This window comes from Vallitalea guaymasensis (assembly GCF_018141425.1).
Classification (GTDB): Bacteria; Bacillota; Clostridia; order Lachnospirales; family Vallitaleaceae; genus Vallitalea; species Vallitalea guaymasensis.
Genome location: NZ_CP058561.1, coordinates 132881 through 152365, shown reverse-complemented (window position 1 = coordinate 152365; position 19485 = coordinate 132881). Strand labels below are relative to the sequence as shown.

General features: G+C 31.6%; 14 protein-coding genes. 11 read left to right on the top strand and 3 right to left on the bottom strand.

What is annotated here, in order from left to right; all coding sequences use genetic code 11:
* Positions 1 to 2: 2 nt before the first annotated feature.
* From HYG85_RS00690 to HYG85_RS00670, 5 genes are all read left to right on the top strand, one after another.
* Positions 3 to 1112 (top strand): GerAB/ArcD/ProY family transporter, encoded by a 1110-nt coding sequence (locus HYG85_RS00690; protein WP_212691874.1) that lies wholly within the window; start codon positions 3 to 5, stop codon positions 1110 to 1112.
* Positions 1113 to 1744: 632 nt separating this feature from the next.
* Positions 1745 to 2050 (top strand): hypothetical protein, encoded by a 306-nt coding sequence (locus HYG85_RS00685; protein ID WP_212691873.1) that lies wholly within the window; start codon positions 1745 to 1747, stop codon positions 2048 to 2050.
* A gap of 40 nt (positions 2051 to 2090) precedes the next feature.
* Positions 2091 to 2585 (top strand): NADH-quinone oxidoreductase subunit NuoE family protein, encoded by a 495-nt coding sequence (locus tag HYG85_RS00680; protein WP_113674666.1) that lies wholly within the window; start codon positions 2091 to 2093, stop codon positions 2583 to 2585.
* Between the two features lie 17 nt (positions 2586 to 2602).
* Positions 2603 to 5689, top strand: coding sequence for an NADH-quinone oxidoreductase subunit NuoF (gene nuoF / locus HYG85_RS00675; protein WP_276515017.1), 3087 nt, complete (start codon positions 2603 to 2605; stop codon positions 5687 to 5689).
* Between the two features lie 11 nt (positions 5690 to 5700).
* On the top strand, positions 5701 to 7473 hold the full coding sequence (locus tag HYG85_RS00670; protein ID WP_212691872.1) for an NADH-dependent [FeFe] hydrogenase, group A6: 1773 nt from the start codon (positions 5701 to 5703) through the stop codon (positions 7471 to 7473).
* A gap of 98 nt (positions 7474 to 7571) precedes the next feature.
* Here HYG85_RS00670 and HYG85_RS00665 read toward each other — a convergent pair whose 3' ends face one another.
* Positions 7572 to 8945 carry a permease prefix domain 1-containing protein gene (locus HYG85_RS00665; protein WP_212691871.1) on the bottom strand — a complete coding sequence of 458 codons (1374 nt, stop codon included), beginning with the start codon at positions 8943 to 8945 and terminating at the stop codon, positions 7572 to 7574.
* Positions 8929 to 9273, bottom strand: a complete 345-nt coding sequence (locus tag HYG85_RS00660) for a PadR family transcriptional regulator (RefSeq protein WP_113674670.1) — start codon at positions 9271 to 9273, stop codon at positions 8929 to 8931. The genes HYG85_RS00665 and HYG85_RS00660 overlap by 17 nt, the downstream gene beginning before the upstream one ends.
* Positions 9274 to 9461: 188 nt before the next feature.
* Between HYG85_RS00660 and HYG85_RS00655 the strand changes: the two genes are divergently transcribed.
* The gene (locus HYG85_RS00655) at positions 9462 to 10421 is read left to right on the top strand and encodes a D-2-hydroxyacid dehydrogenase (protein ID WP_330619199.1); all 960 of its coding nucleotides are present in this window, start codon (positions 9462 to 9464) and stop codon (positions 10419 to 10421) included.
* Between the two features lie 76 nt (positions 10422 to 10497).
* On the opposite strand, the gene HYG85_RS00650 is transcribed toward HYG85_RS00655, so the two are convergent.
* Positions 10498 to 11292 (bottom strand): hypothetical protein, encoded by a 795-nt coding sequence (locus HYG85_RS00650; RefSeq protein ID WP_212691870.1) that lies wholly within the window; start codon positions 11290 to 11292, stop codon positions 10498 to 10500.
* A gap of 564 nt (positions 11293 to 11856) precedes the next feature.
* Here HYG85_RS00650 and HYG85_RS00645 point away from each other — a divergent pair.
* The 5 genes from HYG85_RS00645 to clpB all read left to right on the top strand — a co-directional run bounded on the left by HYG85_RS00645 (position 11857) and on the right by clpB (position 19309).
* The gene (locus HYG85_RS00645; protein ID WP_193774675.1) at positions 11857 to 12678 is read left to right on the top strand and encodes a cell wall hydrolase; all 822 of its coding nucleotides are present in this window, start codon (positions 11857 to 11859) and stop codon (positions 12676 to 12678) included.
* Positions 12679 to 12832: 154 nt separating this feature from the next.
* The gene (gene thrC / locus HYG85_RS00640) at positions 12833 to 14323 is read left to right on the top strand and encodes a threonine synthase (protein ID WP_212691869.1); all 1491 of its coding nucleotides are present in this window, start codon (positions 12833 to 12835) and stop codon (positions 14321 to 14323) included.
* 610 nt (positions 14324 to 14933) lie between these two features.
* Positions 14934 to 15608 carry a hypothetical protein gene (locus tag HYG85_RS00635; protein ID WP_113674675.1) on the top strand — a complete coding sequence of 225 codons (675 nt, stop codon included), beginning with the start codon at positions 14934 to 14936 and terminating at the stop codon, positions 15606 to 15608.
* A 30-nt stretch (positions 15609 to 15638) separates the two neighbouring features.
* Positions 15639 to 16586: a DnaJ C-terminal domain-containing protein gene (locus HYG85_RS24460; RefSeq protein WP_212691868.1), complete on the top strand. Its 948-nt coding sequence runs from the start codon at positions 15639 to 15641 to the stop codon at positions 16584 to 16586.
* 122 nt (positions 16587 to 16708) lie between these two features.
* Complete coding sequence (gene clpB / locus HYG85_RS00625; RefSeq protein ID WP_212691867.1) at positions 16709 to 19309, top strand: ATP-dependent chaperone ClpB; 2601 nt, start codon at positions 16709 to 16711, stop codon at positions 19307 to 19309.
* Positions 19310 to 19485 lie beyond the last annotated feature (176 nt).

Genomic DNA, 19485 nt, shown 5'->3' with positions numbered 1-19485 from the left:
TGATGCTGGAAGACGGAAAAATACCATATAGATGTGTGATTGGAATAATAATTACTACTATTGCACCTACAGCAATATTGTATTTACCTACAATAACTTATAAAGAAGCTAGACAAGATGGTTGGATTTCAGTGTTTATAACAACATTTGTCGGTTTATTAGTTGTATATGTAATTACAGGGTTAGGTACTATGTATAAAGATAAAACAATTATTGAATATAGTGCAGATATTATTGGCAAAGTTCCTGGTAAGATATTAGGGTTTCTTTATTGCGTCCATTTTATATATATCAATGCATTCATTTTAAGAGAATTTGCTGAGTTATTAGCAGGTGCATTTATGGTAGAAACACCGATGCTGTTTTTTATCATTGGTATTATTTTGCCATCTATATATGGAGTCTATAAAGGGTTGGAAGTTATTATAAGGGTAAATCAGATGATATTTCCTATTTTTATGATATCAATTTTAGCTATATTATTATATTCCATAAAAGATATGGATTTTACTAATATATTACCTATTATGGAAAATGGTATTGAACCTATTTTATTAGGTGGATATAGAAACTTATTATGGTTTACAGAAGTTATTGTTCTTGCAATGTTCATACCGTATATTAATCGACCTGATAAGGTGAGAAAATTATCAATGATAGCCATAATAATAATTGGGTTGCTAGGTATGTTGATCAATGCAACCATTGTTGCTACTTTTGGAGTCAATACAGAATATTTGACATACCCTTATTTGTCATTAGCCAGATACGTCAGTGTAGGCTTTATTGAAAGACTGGATTCAATTATTATGTTCATGTGGATTGGAGGTGTATTCATAAAGATTGCTGTATTTCATTATTGCGCAACTTTAGCTATTGGTCAGTGGCTTGAAATTAAAAAATTCAAATTTTTATCAATCCCCATTGGGATATTATTGGTGATTTTATCATATGTTTTGTGGGATAATTTAACTATGGTGAAATATGAAATAACATATGTCGCTATTGTTCCTTTTGTTATAATGCAAGGTGTTATTCCTGTTTTACTATTTATATTAACAAAAATAAAGAAAATTTTATTTAAAAAAACTAAAAAACCAAAAAATATATAAATAATATTCACAATTGCAAAATAATTGCTTGGAAAATTATATGAATTGTATTATACTATTAGTATCACTATAATTTCATAAGGGAAAAATTGTAAATAATTTTCAATTGCATAGTTATATTACATTGGTACATCACTATGCTAAAGCTAATTAATTTAGTCCTTAATATAATTAGTTTATATGGTCGTATTATCTTAAAACTGTTAGTAGATTAATATAATATATTATATATGTAATTAATAGTTCTTATAATCTTAGATAAACTTGTATTAGCATAATTCTTTCTGAATGAACGCGCAAAATCTTCTAGTATTAACTTTAATAATGCTTAAAGTCATTTCACATAATTATTAAACAATAATATTTCTGTTAAAATCCAATTATTATAATTAATTTTTAGTCTATATATATAGATAAAGTAAAATATTTAATTCTATTATACTTAAAATCCGTAATATCTACATCTGGCAAGCCTCAAGTGATATTCATAATTATTTGATGATTAGAATACCATTAATATATGAAGCTTTTATTTATTAAGGTATTCATTCATATATAAGCAATTATTTCAAACTTTATAAATTCCATAAGGTTTATTTATGATTGCAAAAAAAAACTTAGGGGTGTGATTTATGGAGGAAGTAATTAGTTATTTAAAGAAAAAGAGTCAACTAATTTATGACATCAATTGCATCAAAAAATACATTGAAGGAGGGGATTATGATAAGAATTTGAAAGCCACTTGGGAACGTTACAAGAAAGAACTCATAGAAATTAATAAAAAGATTGAAAACTTAAAAATACCGCAGCTTCAAGAATTTGATAATGAAAAGCAGATTATCATGAGTTCAATTAAAGAGCATGAAGAAAAAATTAGACTATTAAAGAAACAGTTGAAAGATATTGATAAGTTAATAATCAAATTGCAAATAGACTAAATACGACTGTTTCAAGTAAACGATAGTAAGGAGAGTAGATATGGATAAGTTAAAAAAATGTCAATGCGAAGATATGAGCGAAGAAGAAAAAATAGCCATGATAGGAGAATTCATTGAAGAATATAAAAATAAAGAAGGATCTTTGATACAAGTCCTGCATATTGCTCAAACAATTTACGGTCATCTACCTATTAACATCCAAAAAATAATTGCAGATGGATTAGACAAGCCTCTATCAGAAGTTTCTGGTGTTGTAAGCTTCTATTCTTTTTTCTCCACTGTCCCAAGAGGAAAGTATACTATAAGAGTCTGTCTTGGAACAGCTTGTTATGTTAGAGGTGGCAAGAAAATCCTCGATAAGTTACAAGAAATATTGGGCATTGGTATAGGAGAAACTACAGAAGATAAAAAATTCACTCTTGAAGTAATGAGATGTATAGGAGCTTGTGGCTTAGCTCCAGCAATATCAATTAACGATACTGTGTATAAACAAGTAAATCCAGATAAACTCAGTGAAATACTAGAGAAATATTAGTTGAAGGAGATGAAGTCATGGCAAAGATAATGAATATTAGTGATTTAAAGCGAGTAAAAAATGAATTTGATGAAATGACAAAAAAATATCAATATAATTTACATGTATGTTTTGGCGCTGGATGTATTTCTTCGAATTGTAAAGATGTAAAGGATGCTCTTGTAGAAGCTTTGAAGAAATATAATTATGAAGATAAGGTATTGATTACTGAGACTGGATGTATAGGAGCCTGCCATCTTGGCCCATCACTTCTTGTAGAGCCTGGAAATATCTACTATATTAAATTACAACCTGAAGAAATGGAAGAAATAGTAATTAAGCATATTCTTGGAGGAGAAATCGTAGAACAAAAGTGTTATTACGATGATATCTCAGGTAAACATATACATAAATTAAATGATATACCTTTTTTCGAAAAGCAAAAAAAGATTGTACTGAATAATTGTGGGCAGATTGATTTCAGTTCCATTGATGAGTACATTGCCAATGATGGTTATTTGGCGATAGGAAGCATATTTAAAAACAAATGTCCAGAGGAAGTTGTTAGAGTTGTTAAGGATTCTGGACTAAGAGGTAGAGGTGGCGGTGGATTTCCAACTGGACTTAAATGGGAATTCGCTGCAAAGAGTGAGTCAGAACAAAAATATGTTATTTGTAATGCTGATGAAGGTGATCCAGGCGCATTTATGGATAGAAGTCTCTTAGAAGGAGATCCTCATGCTGTAATTGAAGGTATGACAATTGCTGGTTATGCAATAGGTGCTAACAAAGGGTATGTATATGTACGAGCGGAATATCCTTTAGCAGTAGAGAGACTCAATGTTGCCATTGAGAAAGCTAGAGAATATGGATTGTTATCAAATAATATCATGAATAGCGGTTTTTCTTTTGATATTGAAATTAGAATTGGAGCAGGAGCTTTTGTTTGCGGTGAAGAGACTGCACTTATGAATTCAATAGAAGGAAAAAGAGGAGAACCTAGACAAAAACCACCATTTCCTTCTGATAAAGGTTTATTTGATAAGCCATCAATCATTAATAATGTAGAGACATTCGGGAGTGTACCTTATATCATCCTATATGGTGCCGACTGGTTCAAAACATTTGGAACCGAGAAAAGCAGTGGTACAAAAGTTTTTGCATTAGCCGGTGCTATACATAATACAGGTATTGTTGAAGTTCCTATGGGAGTTACACTCGGCGATATTGTATATGATATAGGCGGTGGTATTAAAGATGGGAAAAAATTTAAGGCAGCTCAGACTGGTGGGCCATCAGGTGGTTGTTTAACTAGTAATTGCCTTAATACACCTATAGATTATGATTCATTGAAGTCAAAAGGAGCTATTATGGGTTCTGGTGGACTTATTGTCATGGATGAAGATAATTGTATGGTTGATGTAGCAAGATTTTTTATGGAATTTGTTCAGGAAGAGTCCTGTGGTAAATGTGTTCCTTGTAGACTTGGTACTAAGAGAATGCTGGAAATTCTTGAAAGAATAACTCAGGGTAAAGGTGAAGAAGGAGACATAGAGAAATTAATAGAGCTTGGAGAAACTATTAAAGAAACAGCTCTATGTGGTCTTGGACAAACTGCACCGAATCCTGTTTTAAGTACTATCAAAGAATTTAGAGAAGAATATGAAGAACATATAAGAGATAAAAAATGCCGAGCAGGTGTGTGTACTGATCTTTTTATTTCACCTTGTCAAAATGCCTGTCCTGCGGGAGTCAATGTTCCAGGTTACATAAGTCTGATAGGTGCTAATAGGTTAAGGGATGCATATAATCTAATTAGAAAAGATAATCCTTTTCCAGCTGTTTGTGGTAGAGTATGTACCCATCCTTGTGAAAGTAAATGTCGGCGTGAGCAATTAGATGAGGCTCTTGCTATTAGAGACTTGAAAAGGTATATAGCTGATACAATTCTTGAATCTGATGAACCTTTTGATGATTTGAAATTCCCGCCAAAGGGTAAATCTATTGGAATTATAGGGGCAGGTCCATCTGGTCTTACCTGTGGTTATTATCTTTCAAGACTTGGTTATGATGTAACAGTATACGAATCTCATGATACGGCTGGAGGTATTTTAAGATATGGTATTCCAGAATATCGTTTACCAAGAGATATATTACAAAAAGAGATAAAAACTATTGAACAAGCTGGTGTTAAGATAGAGCTTAATACTGAAGTTGGTATAGATGTGGACTTTGAAAGACTCAGAAAAGAGCATGAGGCTGTTTACGTGGCTACTGGTACCCAATATTCCAATAAGATTAATGTAAAAGGTGAAAACTTAAAGGGAGTATATCATGGACTTGATTTCCTAAAAGATGTCAATAAAGGTAAAGATGTCAAGGTTGGAAAAAAAGTTGCAATAATCGGAGGTGGAAACACTGCTATTGATGCAGCAAGAGTAGCCCTTAGATTAGGTGCAAAAGAAATACATATTCTATATAGAAGAAATATAGAAGATATGCCGGCAGAAAGAAGAGAAGTAGAAGAAGCTCTCGAAGAAGGAATCATCATTCATACTCTTGTATCTCCTATAGAGATTATTGGAGAAGATCATGTGGAGAAAATCAAGTTAGTTAAGCTTGAACAAGGTAATTTTGATGTTACAGGTAGAAGACGTCCTACTGTAATTGAAGGTTCAGCTTTTGAAATGGAGTTTGATATGATTATTCCTGCGGTTAGTCAACATTCAGACCTTCCATTCATAAACAAAGATGAAGTAGAGATGACTAAATGGGGTACATTTGTTGTAGATGATAAGAGTAAGATGACTAATATAGATGGTGTATTTGCCGGTGGTGACGTAGTAAGAGGACCAGATACAGTTATTTGGGCTATTACAGATGGTAAAGAGGCTGCAATTTCCATAGACAAATTCCTAGGAGGAGATGGAGTTCTTAATACTGGAAAAGATATTGAAATTCCAAAACCAGAAGCCGATGTGAGGGTATCTGAGCATATGAGATTTGAAATGGATAATGCATCACCAGAAGAGAGAAAAAATAACTTTAAAGAAATATCAAAAGGATTCCATAGGCTTAACGCTATAGCTGAATCCATGAGATGTTTAAGATGTGACAAAAGATAGGAGGAGTAGTAATGGTAAGAATAACAATAAATAATAAAGAATTTGAAGTACCTGAGGATATTACAATTTTAGAAGCTGCCAAGATGAATGGTATTCTAATTCCTAATTTTTGTTACCTTGAAGATGTTCACAAGAATGGTTCCTGTAGAATATGTTCCGTTGAAGTAGAAGGAGCAAAAACTCTTCAAGCGGCATGTATGACAAAAGTTACAGATTGTATGGTAATCCATACTAATACAAAGAAGGTTAGACAGGCAAGAAAAATAATATATGAATTAATGCTGTCAGACCATCCGAAAGACTGCCTAAGCTGTGATAGGAACAGAAATTGTGAATTCCAAGAGTTAGGTGAGTTATTAGGTATAACAGATAATAGTTATGAAGGCGAAATGTCAAGATGTTATATAGACGACAATAATCCTTGTATAGTAAGAGATTTATCAAAATGTGTTTTGTGTAGACGGTGTGTAACTATATGTAACGAAGTTCAAGGTGTAGGAATTCTCAATAACCAGAACAGAGGCTTTAGCACATTTGTTGGTCCTACTGAAGGATTGAATCTTGATGATATCAACTGTTCCTACTGTGGGCAGTGTACAACAGTCTGTCCAGTAGATGCTCTTAGTGAAAGAGATTCTATCAAAGATGTATGGAAAATGTTAAATGAAGAAGGTAAGAGAGTTATTGTTCAGACGGCACCTGCTGTTAGGGCAGCTCTTGGTGAAGAGTTCGGTTATGAACCTGGTACATTGGTAACTGGAAAAATGGCTTCTGCTCTTCGAGAACTAGGATTTGATGATATATTTGATACTAATTTTGCTGCTGACCTTACTATAATAGAAGAAGGTAATGAATTATTGCAAAGACTGGGCAAATTCGTTAACAGTGAGGAAGTAGCTCTTCCTATGATTACAAGCTGTAGTCCAGGTTGGATCAAATATATTGAAAACAGGTTCCCTGAACAATTAGCTCATCTATCATCTTGTAAATCACCTCATATGATGTTAGGAGCTCTAGCAAAGTCATATTATGCTGAAAAGATAAACGTTGATCCAGAGGATATCTATGTTGTATCAATAATGCCTTGCACAGCTAAGAAATATGAGATAACAAGAAAAGAGATGGAGAAGGATGTTGATGCTGTACTAACAACAAGGGAATGTGCAAAAATGATAAAAAGTGCAGGTATAGATTTTGTTAATCTTCCCGATGGAAAGTTTGATAATCCATTTGGTATTTCTACTGGTGCAGCTGATATATTTGGTACTACTGGTGGTGTTATGGAAGCTGCTATAAGAACAGTTTTTGAGATTCTAACAGGTAACGAATTACCATTTGACAATCTACATGTAAAAGATGTTATGGGTCTTTCATCTATAAAAGAAGGAGAATTATTTATTGAGGAAGCTACAAAAGAGTATAAAGCATTTGAAGGTCAGACAGTAAAAGTAGCTGTTGCAAGTGGATTAGCGGCTGCTAGAACTCTTCTTAAGCAGATTGAAGATGGAGTATCTCCTTACCATTTCATTGAGATCATGGCATGTCCTGGTGGATGCCTAAGTGGTGGAGGTCAGCCTAGACTAACAACTAAGGATGTTAGAGAAAAAAGGATGGAAGCAATCTATAGGGAAGATGAAGGAAAAGACCTTAGAAAGTCTCATGAGAATCCTTTCATTGTTAAGCTATATGAAGATTATCTTGGAGAACCACTTGGACATAAGTCCCATGAATTATTACATACACATTATGTTAAACGTGGTTTATATAATGAGTTAGTGAAATAAAGTTAAAAGAACAGGCACTTATGACCTTGAAGTGCCTGTTCTTTTACAAAGATTTATTATTCACTTAAAAAATAGATTACTATGTATGTAAAATCTTCTTATAGATTCTTGTAATATTTTAGATCAAAGATTAATTTACCATTTTTATAATATATATATGAACTATCATTATAGAGTTTATCATCAATTATATTACTTCTTCTATATATAGATAAAATCAGCCCAAGAAGCATCATATTGACAATAAAATTATCTGCACCATAAGATATTAATGGAAAAGGACTAATTCGACATATATTTAATCCAATATTATAAAATATAGATATAATAATCTGAAGACTTATAACTGATACACATCCTAGAGATAGTAAAGTCCCAAAGTGATTCTGTTGCTTTTTATGTATTCTAATTAATTTGTATACTAAACTTAATAATAACGTAGTTATTACTAGTGCTGGTACATAACCATACTTAGAATTAATATATATAAGAGTTTTATATCTGCTCCAATTACCAACCATAGAATCAATGGGTTGAAGACTAGAATCATAATTTATCATTGTTTCACCAAAAGGCTTAGCGTTGACTATAGATTCTTTTATGACATAAGTCTCAAAACCTTTACCATCTATTTCTTCAATTTCTTTAGTCAATGTGATTACCTTTGTAAAGAGATTACAAATAACCACTAAGAATATAATAGAAATAATAATAATGGTACTTATTTTAATAATCTTATTGCAATTAAAATACCCTTTTAAAATAGCGCATGTTAATAATGCTAGACAAGAGAATAGAACAATTATGTACGGATAATCAAAGCTAATAATTTTAGATATAATAATTGCAGGAATAAAAGCTATAATGGCTACAATAACACCTATAAATTTAGTATTTCGTAAGCTATATACAACACTTGCATAAACAGGTACAAACAATAAAAAGGGATAGATTGCTAGATATTTACCACCCATTGATTCAGAAGTTGTTACATTAATTATTGTTATTAATATTATAAAAGTCATATAACATATAATTGGGTGTTTCTTTAACCATGTATAATCAAAGTAATAAGTAGCTATGAAAAATAAAATTCCTGCTAATGAATATTTAATGAAATTCATTGAGGTAGGTAAGTGAATTTCTATTGAGTATAATGAATATGAAAATAAATACTGAATCCAGCCACCTACTGCGATAAACATCAGTATAATAATTATTGTTGAGTGACTGATAAGAGGTTTGTGTGTATTATTCAGTTGATTCCCGATTTCTAGTGGATTACCCATCTCTTTTATTGCCATTTCCGAAGCCTGCTCTTTGGTGATACCTTTTTCAATATAAGCGTCAATTTGATCATTTAAATGATCAAGAAGTTCTTTCCTTATTTTTGTATGCATACATTTACTTTTGATTTGTTTGCAAACAATATCCAAATATTTTTCTAATGTTTCATTATACTGATTCACCATGAACACCCCCTAAAACTTTATTGACTGATGAAGTGTAATGATTCCATTCATTTTGTTTTTGGCTAAAAGCTTTTTTGCCAATGTCTGTTATATGATAGTATTTTCTGGTTCTTCCATTGCTTGACTTTTGTTCATAGGAAGAGATGATATTCTGCTGTTGTAATGTATGAAGTAAGGGATAGAGTGTACCTGCTTTTAATGTAAATACATTTTCTGATCTTTTCTCTAGTTCTTCAATCATTTGATAACCATACATATCTTCAATACTTAAAAGCTTGAGAATAAGCATGGTTGTACTACCTGTAATAAGACTTTTATCGATTTTCATGTTTTTCACCTCATATATAGATTATCTACATATGATTATATATAGATAATCTATATATGTCAATGGATATTTTAAATCAATATTTGTTAGTAAAATTTATATTTAATAATTATTGATTTATAGAATTTTAAATAGTATTATGATAAGTATAATAATGTAATTAAAAAAACTATGAAAAGGAGCCTATTATGAAAATAGTTATTTTGGATGCTAATACTCTTGGTGACGATTTGGACTTGACAGTATTTAATGATTTAGGTGAAGTAGATATTTATGGATTCACTTCCAAGGATCAAGTTATAGATAGAATAAAAGATGTAAATGTCATCATAGCCAATAAAGTAGTACTTAATGAAAGTAATCTTCAATATGCTAATAATCTACAGTTGATCTGTTTGACCGCAACAGGGACAAATAATGTTGATAAGACTTATACTAATGCTCATAATATTGTAGTGTCAAATGTGGTAGGTTATTCTACTGATAGCGTGGCACAACATACATTTGCATTATTATTTTATCTATATGAAAAGTTATCTTATTATGATAAGTATGTAAAATCAGGTGCTTACGTTGGTGATAAGATTTTTACTCATTTTGATAAAAAATATAATGAACTTGTTGGAAAAACATGGGGAATCATTGGTCTAGGAACTATTGGTAAAAAAGTTGCAACTATAGCTAAGTGTTTTGGTTGTAAAATTATCTATTATTCAACATCTGGTAAAAATGATAATGGAGAATACGAAAGAGTAGAATTGGATAATTTACTAAGTTCCTCTGATATTATTTCTATACATGCGCCTCTTAATGAAAATACTGATAATCTTATTGGATATGATGAGTTTGTTAAGATGAAAGATTCAGCAGTAATTCTCAATCTGGGAAGAGGAAGAATCATCAACGAAGCAGATCTTACCAGAGCTCTTAATGAAGATTTAATTTCTGGTGCAGGTCTAGATGTGTTAGAACATGAACCTATTAATAAGGATAATCCGTTATTAAGTATACAGGACAGTATAAAATTATTGATTACTCCACATATTGCCTGGGCTAGTGTGGAAGCAAGGAAAAGGGTAGTTGTTGAAGTAAAAGAAAATATTAAATCATTTCAAAAAGGAATTACAAGAAATGTTGTAACAAAGTAATTATTGAAGTGGCTTATTTAACATTGGTGGTAGTTCCAACTATCCATAATGTATAATAGCCACTTTTTTGTTGAATTTATTTAATTAAGGAAAGAATGTTCCTAGATATTTTTATGGAATCATATAGTTTAAGGTAATTCTCCTTGGAATCTATGTCCGATATATAATTCTTGGTATAATTTCTTGAGGATATATTATTGGCAATAACAAAATCAACAGCTTTATTATAAGCAATGGCTGCTTCTATATCAGTCTTGTATGTACCTATTTTAGTATATCCGTTTATATGTATCTTGGATAGGTATACTGGAGTGTTATTTTTTGTTATCTTCTCTACGCCATAATATTTATTGGTAACTATAATGTTGTGATATCTTAGATTGTTGCTATCACCATCTTTAAAATGATAATCTTTTCCATTAACTGCGAAATTCTTAATACCATATCTGGAGAGTATGTTTACCTGCATACCATAGTCATTAACGAACATATAACCATTCTTCTTGAAAATTTTATGATTGGAATAATAGAATAAATCATCTACATCAAAAGTCAACTCTGTTGATTGGTCAAGAAAATAAGAAAAATAATACTTATGAAGATAGATAGGGTTTTTGATATAGTATTTATTATCTCTGAAATTAATTAGTACAACGAATTTATGGAATGTCAAAGTATTGGACTTAGCATAATCATATAAACTTATATCACTGCTAATGATATCTTTTGCTTCCAAATAGGCATTGTGGGCAGATATATAGGAAGAAAAACTTCCTAGACTTATATGCTTGTTTGAAAAAGTTATAGAAGCTCTATAATAAATAGTCCCGTTTTTTCTAGTTGTTTTATAAACTCCCGTTGATGATGACATATATTTTAGTCCTTTCTTATATTAAAGATATATATTTATTTGAAAATTAATGTATATAATAATAAATAATGGAAATAATACAAATAATAAGATGTTTTGCATGTAAAAATCCATATATAATTAATCAACTTATTAAAATATATATCGGATAAAGATTGTTATTATATTATATTAATAAAATACAAAATAATACAATAATGAATTAGCTAAATTAAGTAGAAAAATATGGAAGTCATAAAAATATACATATAATTAGTAACAAAATTGAATTTGATATTTTACACAAAAAAAAATTTAGTTGTGTTAAATTATACAAAAAAATAATTGGAAAAAATAGTAAATAAAGAAAAAGTGCATGAAATCAATAATTGAATATTCTGAACAAATATAAAAAGTACCAAATTATTTAGATGTTAGTTGACACATTATGTAAGTTTTACTATAATCGCTATGACAAGCAAAATGTTAAGAAATTATTACGAGCTTGTTAAAAAATTCAATTTCATATGCATGCAAGACGGTCTTAAATTTATGAAATTGTCTATAGTTAAAAGGAGAAAAATTATGTTTAAAGTAAAGAATCTTCTTAAGGACATATTTTCCTCAATAAAGCATATTCCAAAGAAAGCATACACTAATGGATTAATTATAATTACAAGTTGTATTATGATAACTGTATTATATCTAGGTGTTAATGGATTTTTTGGTTCCCATACCAATGTGGTATCTGCTTTAGAAGGAAATGTCGAAGAGACGGATGTTTCGGATGATAAGTCTATTGAAGATGAAGAAACTGTTGTTGAGCTTGACTTAGGAATTGATCAGTATACCAAAAAGCTTGGCGAACTGTTGAAAGAGCAACAAGAGAAAGCTGACAAAGAAAAACTTGAAAGTGATAAACAAAAAGTTGTACCTATGAAGGAGCCAGAGGAAAGTAGCGACAAGAAAGTGCTGCATACGGCAACCTACAAACCAAAAGAACAAGAAAGTCAATTAGTGAATATTTCTGCTAAAGATTATGAAGCTTTAACAAGGATTGTTGAAGCAGAAGCTACAGGCGAGGATCTAATTGGGCGAATACTAATAGTAAATGTTGTAATGAATCGAGTGAAAAGTTCGCAGTTCCCAAATAACATTTATGATGTTGTTCATCAAGGCAGTAATGGTAGAGCACAGTTTTCACCTATTACTGATGGTAGATACTATTCAGTGACAGTCTCTGACAAATCAAAAAAAGCTGTTGAGAGTGCTTTTAATGGTGAGGACTATTCAAAAGGGGCATTATACTTTGCTGCAAGATGTCATGCTTCTAAAAAAGCTATGAGTTGGTTTGATAATAATCTTACCAAAGTGTACCAGCATGGGGTTCACGAATTTTTTAAGTAGATAAATATTAATATATATATATTATAGGCAATCAGATGATTGCCTATTTTTTGAGTTATTGGAAAGAGAGGCATAGCCTCTTTTGTTCTAGTATTGTGTTAAAGTGAATAGTATGATATAATCTTAAAAAACATCAAAAAAAGGAATGAAACTAATGAATACATTATATAAAAGCACACGTGGTGGTGAAAGTGATATACAAGCATCATTAGCTATTATTAAAGGATTAGCATGTGACGGAGGGCTATTCGTACCTAATGAGATTCCTAAATTAGATAAACCTTTAGAAGATTTGTTAGGCCTTGAGTATAAGGATTTAGCTTATGAAATAATGAAGTTATATCTTACTGACTTTACTGAAGAAGAGTTGAGATATTGTATAAATAATGCTTATGATGATAAATTTGATACAGAAGAGATTGCTCCAGTTGTTAAAAAAAATAGAGCACATTATTTAGAGTTGTTCCATGGGTCAACCATTGCATTCAAAGATATGGCATTATCTATTTTACCTTATCTAATGAAGGTTTCTGCTAAGAAGCAAAATATAGATAAAGAAATAGTTATCCTTACAGCAACATCAGGAGATACTGGTAAAGCTGCTTTAGCTGGATTTGCTGATGTGGAAGGAATTAAAATCATTGTATTCTATCCAAAAGATGGGGTAAGTCCTATTCAAAAACAACAGATGGTTACTCAAAAAGGAGATAATACATATGTTGTTGGTATAGAAGGAAATTTTGATGATGCTCAAAATGGAGTTAAGGAAATATTTAATAATGATGAGTTTGTCCAATTGATGGATAATAATGGTTATAGGTTCTCATCAGCCAATTCAATCAATATAGGTAGATTGATACCTCAGATAGTTTATTATTTCTATGCATATACTAAGATGGTGGCAAGTGGAGACATCAAGATGGGTGAGGACATTAATGTTGTTGTTCCAACTGGTAATTTTGGGAATATATTAGCTGCATATTATGCTAAGAATATGGGATTGCCAATTCATCAATTGATATGTGCATCTAACGATAATAAAGTATTGTATGATTTTATGAATACAGGTGTATATAATAGGAAAAGAGAATTTGTATTGACTATATCACCTTCTATGGATATTTTGATATCCAGTAATTTGGAGAGATTGTTGTATAAGATATCTGATAATAAGGAAAGTGTTATCAATGATCTTATGAGTTCGTTATCAAGTAAAGGTGAATATGAGATATCTGAGGATATGAAAAAAGGATTAAAGGATTTTTATGGTAATTATGCTTCCATTGATGAAACTTATGATGCCATTAAGGAAGTTTTTGATAAGTCAGGGTACTTGATTGACTCACATACTGCTGTTGGTAGTTCCGTTTATAAAAAGTATAAGAAGGATACTGGTGATAATAGGAAGACTGTTATTGCTTCAACAGCTAGCCCATATAAATTTACTCGTAGTGTTATGAAGGCTATTGATGAGAGTTATGAGAAGTATGATGATTTTGAGTTGATAAAGAAAATGAATGAGTTGACGGGAGTAGACGTTCCGGAGGCTATTAAGGATATTATAGGTGCCGAGATAAGGCATAAGATGATATGTGATAAAGATAAGATGAAAGAGACTGTTAAAGAGATATTGAGTTTGAGCTAGCGGGTGCTAGCTTTTTTTGTTTTTTTTGGGGGATGTGGGGGTCAGGGTATAAGTGTTAATAATCACTTGCCTTACCCTGAGAAGCGGTCGGTCTGCGTGATTATTAACACTTATACCCTTCGATGGCACATGAAGGTAATAAAAGATGATAAGCTACAAAAGTAAGAACATGATAGACGTATTCATTTATTTGCTATGTTTTAGGTTTTATAGTATTGATATGAATAGGTCTATTTTAGTATACTAATCTTAATAACATAATAAAAGAAGGTAAATACGGTACAATCCATGAATAATAATACAGAGTGGAAATAGTATAGGGGAATATGGAGCAGTGAGCCATGGACGGCGAACTCAGCCTTTAACCTGACAGCCCTACTGGACTGTCAGAAATAATAATGGACTCGATGTCCATTGTTATTTATCAAACATGGACGTTTAACTGGCTGACGGAATATTCCCCTATACTATTGTAGCGACTGTTAACCAAATCAATTCTTTTTTATAAACTTGTTAGGTAATTTATATAAAGTTATTGACAAATTATTTAACATGGTATACTATAAAAACATGATAACATATTATGGTGTTATTGGAAGGGTTGATAAATATGAAGAAGAGTATTTATAGCATAGTTTTATTTGATGAGATTGTTGAAGCTATTGATAGATTGGCATATATTAAGAATACTAATAGGTCACAATTGATTAATGATATGCTGGCTGAGAAAATTGGTTTGCTGACGCCCCAGCAAAAAGTTACTAATATAATGAATAGGATATCTCAGTTGGTGGAAACGGATAGTATTCAAGTGAAGTCCAAGAATGATTATGGGAGTCTACAATTTGGGACTTTTATAAAATATAAATATAAACCTAGTATCAGATATAGTTTTGAGTTTTATGTAGGTAATAATGAGGAAAGATATGCTGTTCTAAAGATTAATTCCAGATCTAAGTCAGAAGACCTTAATGAACATTTGGAAAGGTTTTTTAATGGTATTTGCTATATTGATAAAAAGAGGTTTCCAGAGATTTATCAGAGAGAGATAATCAATAAGACTTATACTAATTCAAATAATAGATTTGTGAGAGAGTTTTTGAGAGGGATTCCTTTGGAAAAGATGGATGATGATTCTATAGCAGAGTACTTAAGTTGTTATTTATTGATGATTGATGATTCGCTTAACTATTATTTCAATCATTATAATCAAGAGGATGTATTTAATAAGATTGATAAGATATATTGTCAGCATTTGAATAATCTTAATTTATTTTTAAAATGAGTATGGTTAATAAAATAGGAGGTGCAGATTATGCCAAATAACGTTGAGGATTATTATAAAACACTGGGTGTTTCCAGAGAGGCTAATGATAAAGAGATACAGAAAGCGTATAGGAAGTTAGCTCATAAATATCATCCGGATTCAAATAAAACAAAAGAGGCAGAAGACAAATTTAAGAAGATTAATGAAGCTTATAATGTGTTGAAGGACCCTGAAAAGAGAAAAGCGTATGATCAGTTTGGAAGTCAGTGGGAAAATGGTGGAGGATATTATTCTGGTGATACAAGCTCATGGACAGGTGATGAAGATATATTAAGGTCTGTATTCGACTCTATATTCAGAGCTAACAGTTTTGGTAAGAGTGGAAGAGGAGCTTTTAAAGGATTTAGTAATTTTGGTGGTTTTTCATCAGGTATGGGTGGATTTAGACAACAACAAACTAGGTCGGTTAAGGGGCAGAATGCTGAGGCTGAACTTGATATATCTATATCAGACAGCTATAATGGTTCAACTAAAAAGATTACAATAGGGGATGATATGGGGAATAGACATCAATTAGATGTTACAATTCCAAAGGGTATAATTGAAGGACAGAAAATAAGGTTGAAAGGGCAAGGAAGTAGAGGGTATAACGGTGGTCCAAGTGGTGACTTATTGATTAAGGTTCATATAGTTGATGATGCTGATTATAAGCTTAATGGTTATGATATTTATAAAGACTTGAATATTGCTCCTTGGGAGTCTGCTTTTGGAGCAGAGATAGAAGCTAGTACTATGGACAAAAAGTTCAAGATAAAGATACCTAAGGGAACTCAATCAGGAAAGAAATTCAGATTGAAGAACAAAGGGTTGAAAAGTAAGAAAAAAACTGGAGATTTTTATTTTGTGGCTAGGATAGTTGTACCTGAAGAGCTTAGCAAGGAAGAAATCAAATTACTTAAAAAATGGAAGGAAATATCTAGTGGGAAGATTAGATAAGGGTTAGTGTAAAGTGTTATAATTACTTGCCTTACCCTGAGAAGCGGTCGGTCTGCGCGATTAGAACACTTTCATTTGGTACGTATTATAAAAAATAATAATTATAGTTAGAGGTGAAAAGTATGGATTTGAATAAATTCACTCAGAAGAGTTTGGAAGCTGTCAAGAATGCTGAAACAATTGCGGTTGGTAATGGTAATATTGAAATAGCACCTGAGCATTTGCTGTTATCGTTATTAAAACAAGAAAATGGTTTGATACCTAGGATCTTAGATAAGATGGGTAAAGATATTAATGGTATGACTATAGAACTTGATGATTATGTCAATAAGATGCCTAAAGTATCTGGTCCAGGTAGAGAAGCTGGTAAAATATATATTAGTACATCAACGGATAAGATTTTTGTTGCTGCATTAAAAGAAGCTGAGAAGCTTGGAGATCAATTTGTATCTGTTGAACATTTGTTTGTATCTTTTTTTGTGCTTAGTAAAAAGGATTATGTGGTAACTTTACTTAACAAGTATGATATAACTAAGAACGCAGTATTAAATGTACTTAAGGCAATAAGAGGTAATCAGAGAGTGGTATCTGATAATCCAGAGAATACTTATGAGGCTTTAACAAGATATGGACATGATTTGGTTGAAGAAGCAAGACAAAACAAGTTGGACCCTGTAATAGGTAGAGATGGTGAGATTCGTCATGCCATAAGGATTCTATCTAGGAAGACAAAGAATAACCCTGTTTTAATAGGGGAACCTGGTGTTGGGAAAACAGCAATTGCCGAAGGATTGGCTCATAGGATTGTAAAGGGAGATGTGCCTGAAGGAATCAAAGATAAAAAGATCATATCACTAGATTTAGGGGCATTAGTAGCAGGGGCTAAATATAGAGGTGAGTTTGAAGAAAGATTCAAGGCAGTTTTAAAGGAAGTAAAAGATAGTGATGGCAAGGTAATATTATTTATTGATGAACTTCATACAATTGTTGGTGCTGGTAAGACAGAAGGAGCAATGGATGCAGGGAATATGTTGAAACCTATGTTAGCTAGAGGTGAATTGCATTGTATAGGTGCTACCACCTTGGATGAATATAGAAAGTATATAGAAAAAGATTCTGCTCTAGAGAGAAGATTCCAGCCAGTTATGGTAGATGAACCTACTGTTGAAGATACTATATCTATCTTAAGAGGATTAAGTGAAAGGTATGAAGTATTTCATGGTGTGAAGATACAAGATACTGCTTTGGTATCTGCAGCTGTGTTATCTAATAGATATATAACAGACCGTTTTCTTCCTGATAAAGCTATTGACTTAGTTGATGAAGCATGTGCTATGATAAGAACAGAAATGGATTCAATGCCAACAGAACTCGATGAAGTATCTAGGAAAATAATACAACTGGAAATAGAAGAAGCCGCATTGATTAAAGAAAAAGACGACATGAGTAAAAGCAGATTGTCAAGGATACAAAAAGAATTGGCAGAACATAAAGACATATACAATACTATGAAAGTTCAGTGGGAAAATGAGAAACAGAATATTGAGAAAGTGCAAAACCTAAAAGAAGAGTTAGAAAAAGTAGGAAGAGAAATTGAAAAAGCTGAGAGAGAATATGATCTTAATAAAGCTGCAATGTTGAAATATGGACGTTTGCCAGAACTGAAAGCCAAGCTAGAGGAAGAACAAAGAAATATAGAAACTAATAAAAATGATAATTCTTTGTTAAGACAAAAAGTTTCCGAAGAAGAAATAGCTGAGATAATATCTCGATGGACAGGTATACCACTTAGTAAATTGGTTTCAGGTGAAAGAGAAAAATTGTTGAAGCTTAGTGATATTCTTCATAGAAGAGTTATTGGGCAGGATGAAGCCATACAAAGAGTTACAGATGCTATTATCAGATCCAGAGCAGGGATAAAAGACCCTAAGAGACCAATAGGTTCTTTTATATTCCTTGGACCAACTGGTGTAGGAAAAACAGAGCTGGCAAAAGCTGTAGCTGAGGTACTATTTGATACTGAAGATAACATTGTTAGAATAGATATGAGTGAGTATATGGAAAAATTCTCAGTATCAAGACTTATTGGAGCACCACCAGGTTATGTAGGTTATGAAGAAGGTGGACAGTTGACGGAAGCTGTTCGTAGGAAACCTTATTCTGTAGTACTATTAGATGAGATTGAGAAGGCTCATCCAGATGTATTCAACATTCTTCTTCAAATACTTGATGATGGACGAATTACTGATTCGCAAGGTAGGACAGTAGATTTTAAGAATACAATTATCATCATGACCTCCAATATAGGTTCAGAGTATTTATTGGAAGGTATCAATTCTATAGGTGAGATAAGTGAACAAGCAAGAAATAATGTTACTAGTTCACTCAATAAATATTTTAGACCTGAATTTTTGAATAGAGTAGATGAAATAGTATTATACAAACCCCTTACCAAGGAAGACTTGATAGCTATAGTCGATCTGTTGATTGATGAGATTGGAAAAAGACTTGCTGATAGAAGACTAGGGATTGAGATAACGGATAAAGCAAAGAGACATATCGTTGAAGAAGGTTATGACCCTATATATGGAGCCAGACCTTTGAAAAGATACCTGCAAAGGAATGTGGAAACAATGATTGGCAGGGCAATTATATCAGGAAATGTTTCCGAAGGCAGTAATATAGTCATTGATTACATTGATGGAAAACTACAGATTATATAATAGAATTGGCACTCGTAAGAGTGCTTTTTCTATGTGATAGAAAATCTTATTAATGACAAATCCCTCTTAAATATAGAAATAAATTCCAAGTTTGTCTTGACATATATATGTAGTTGTACTATACTTTAATCGAAATTGATAGTCATTATCAGATTAAAATTTAGGAGGGTAATTAA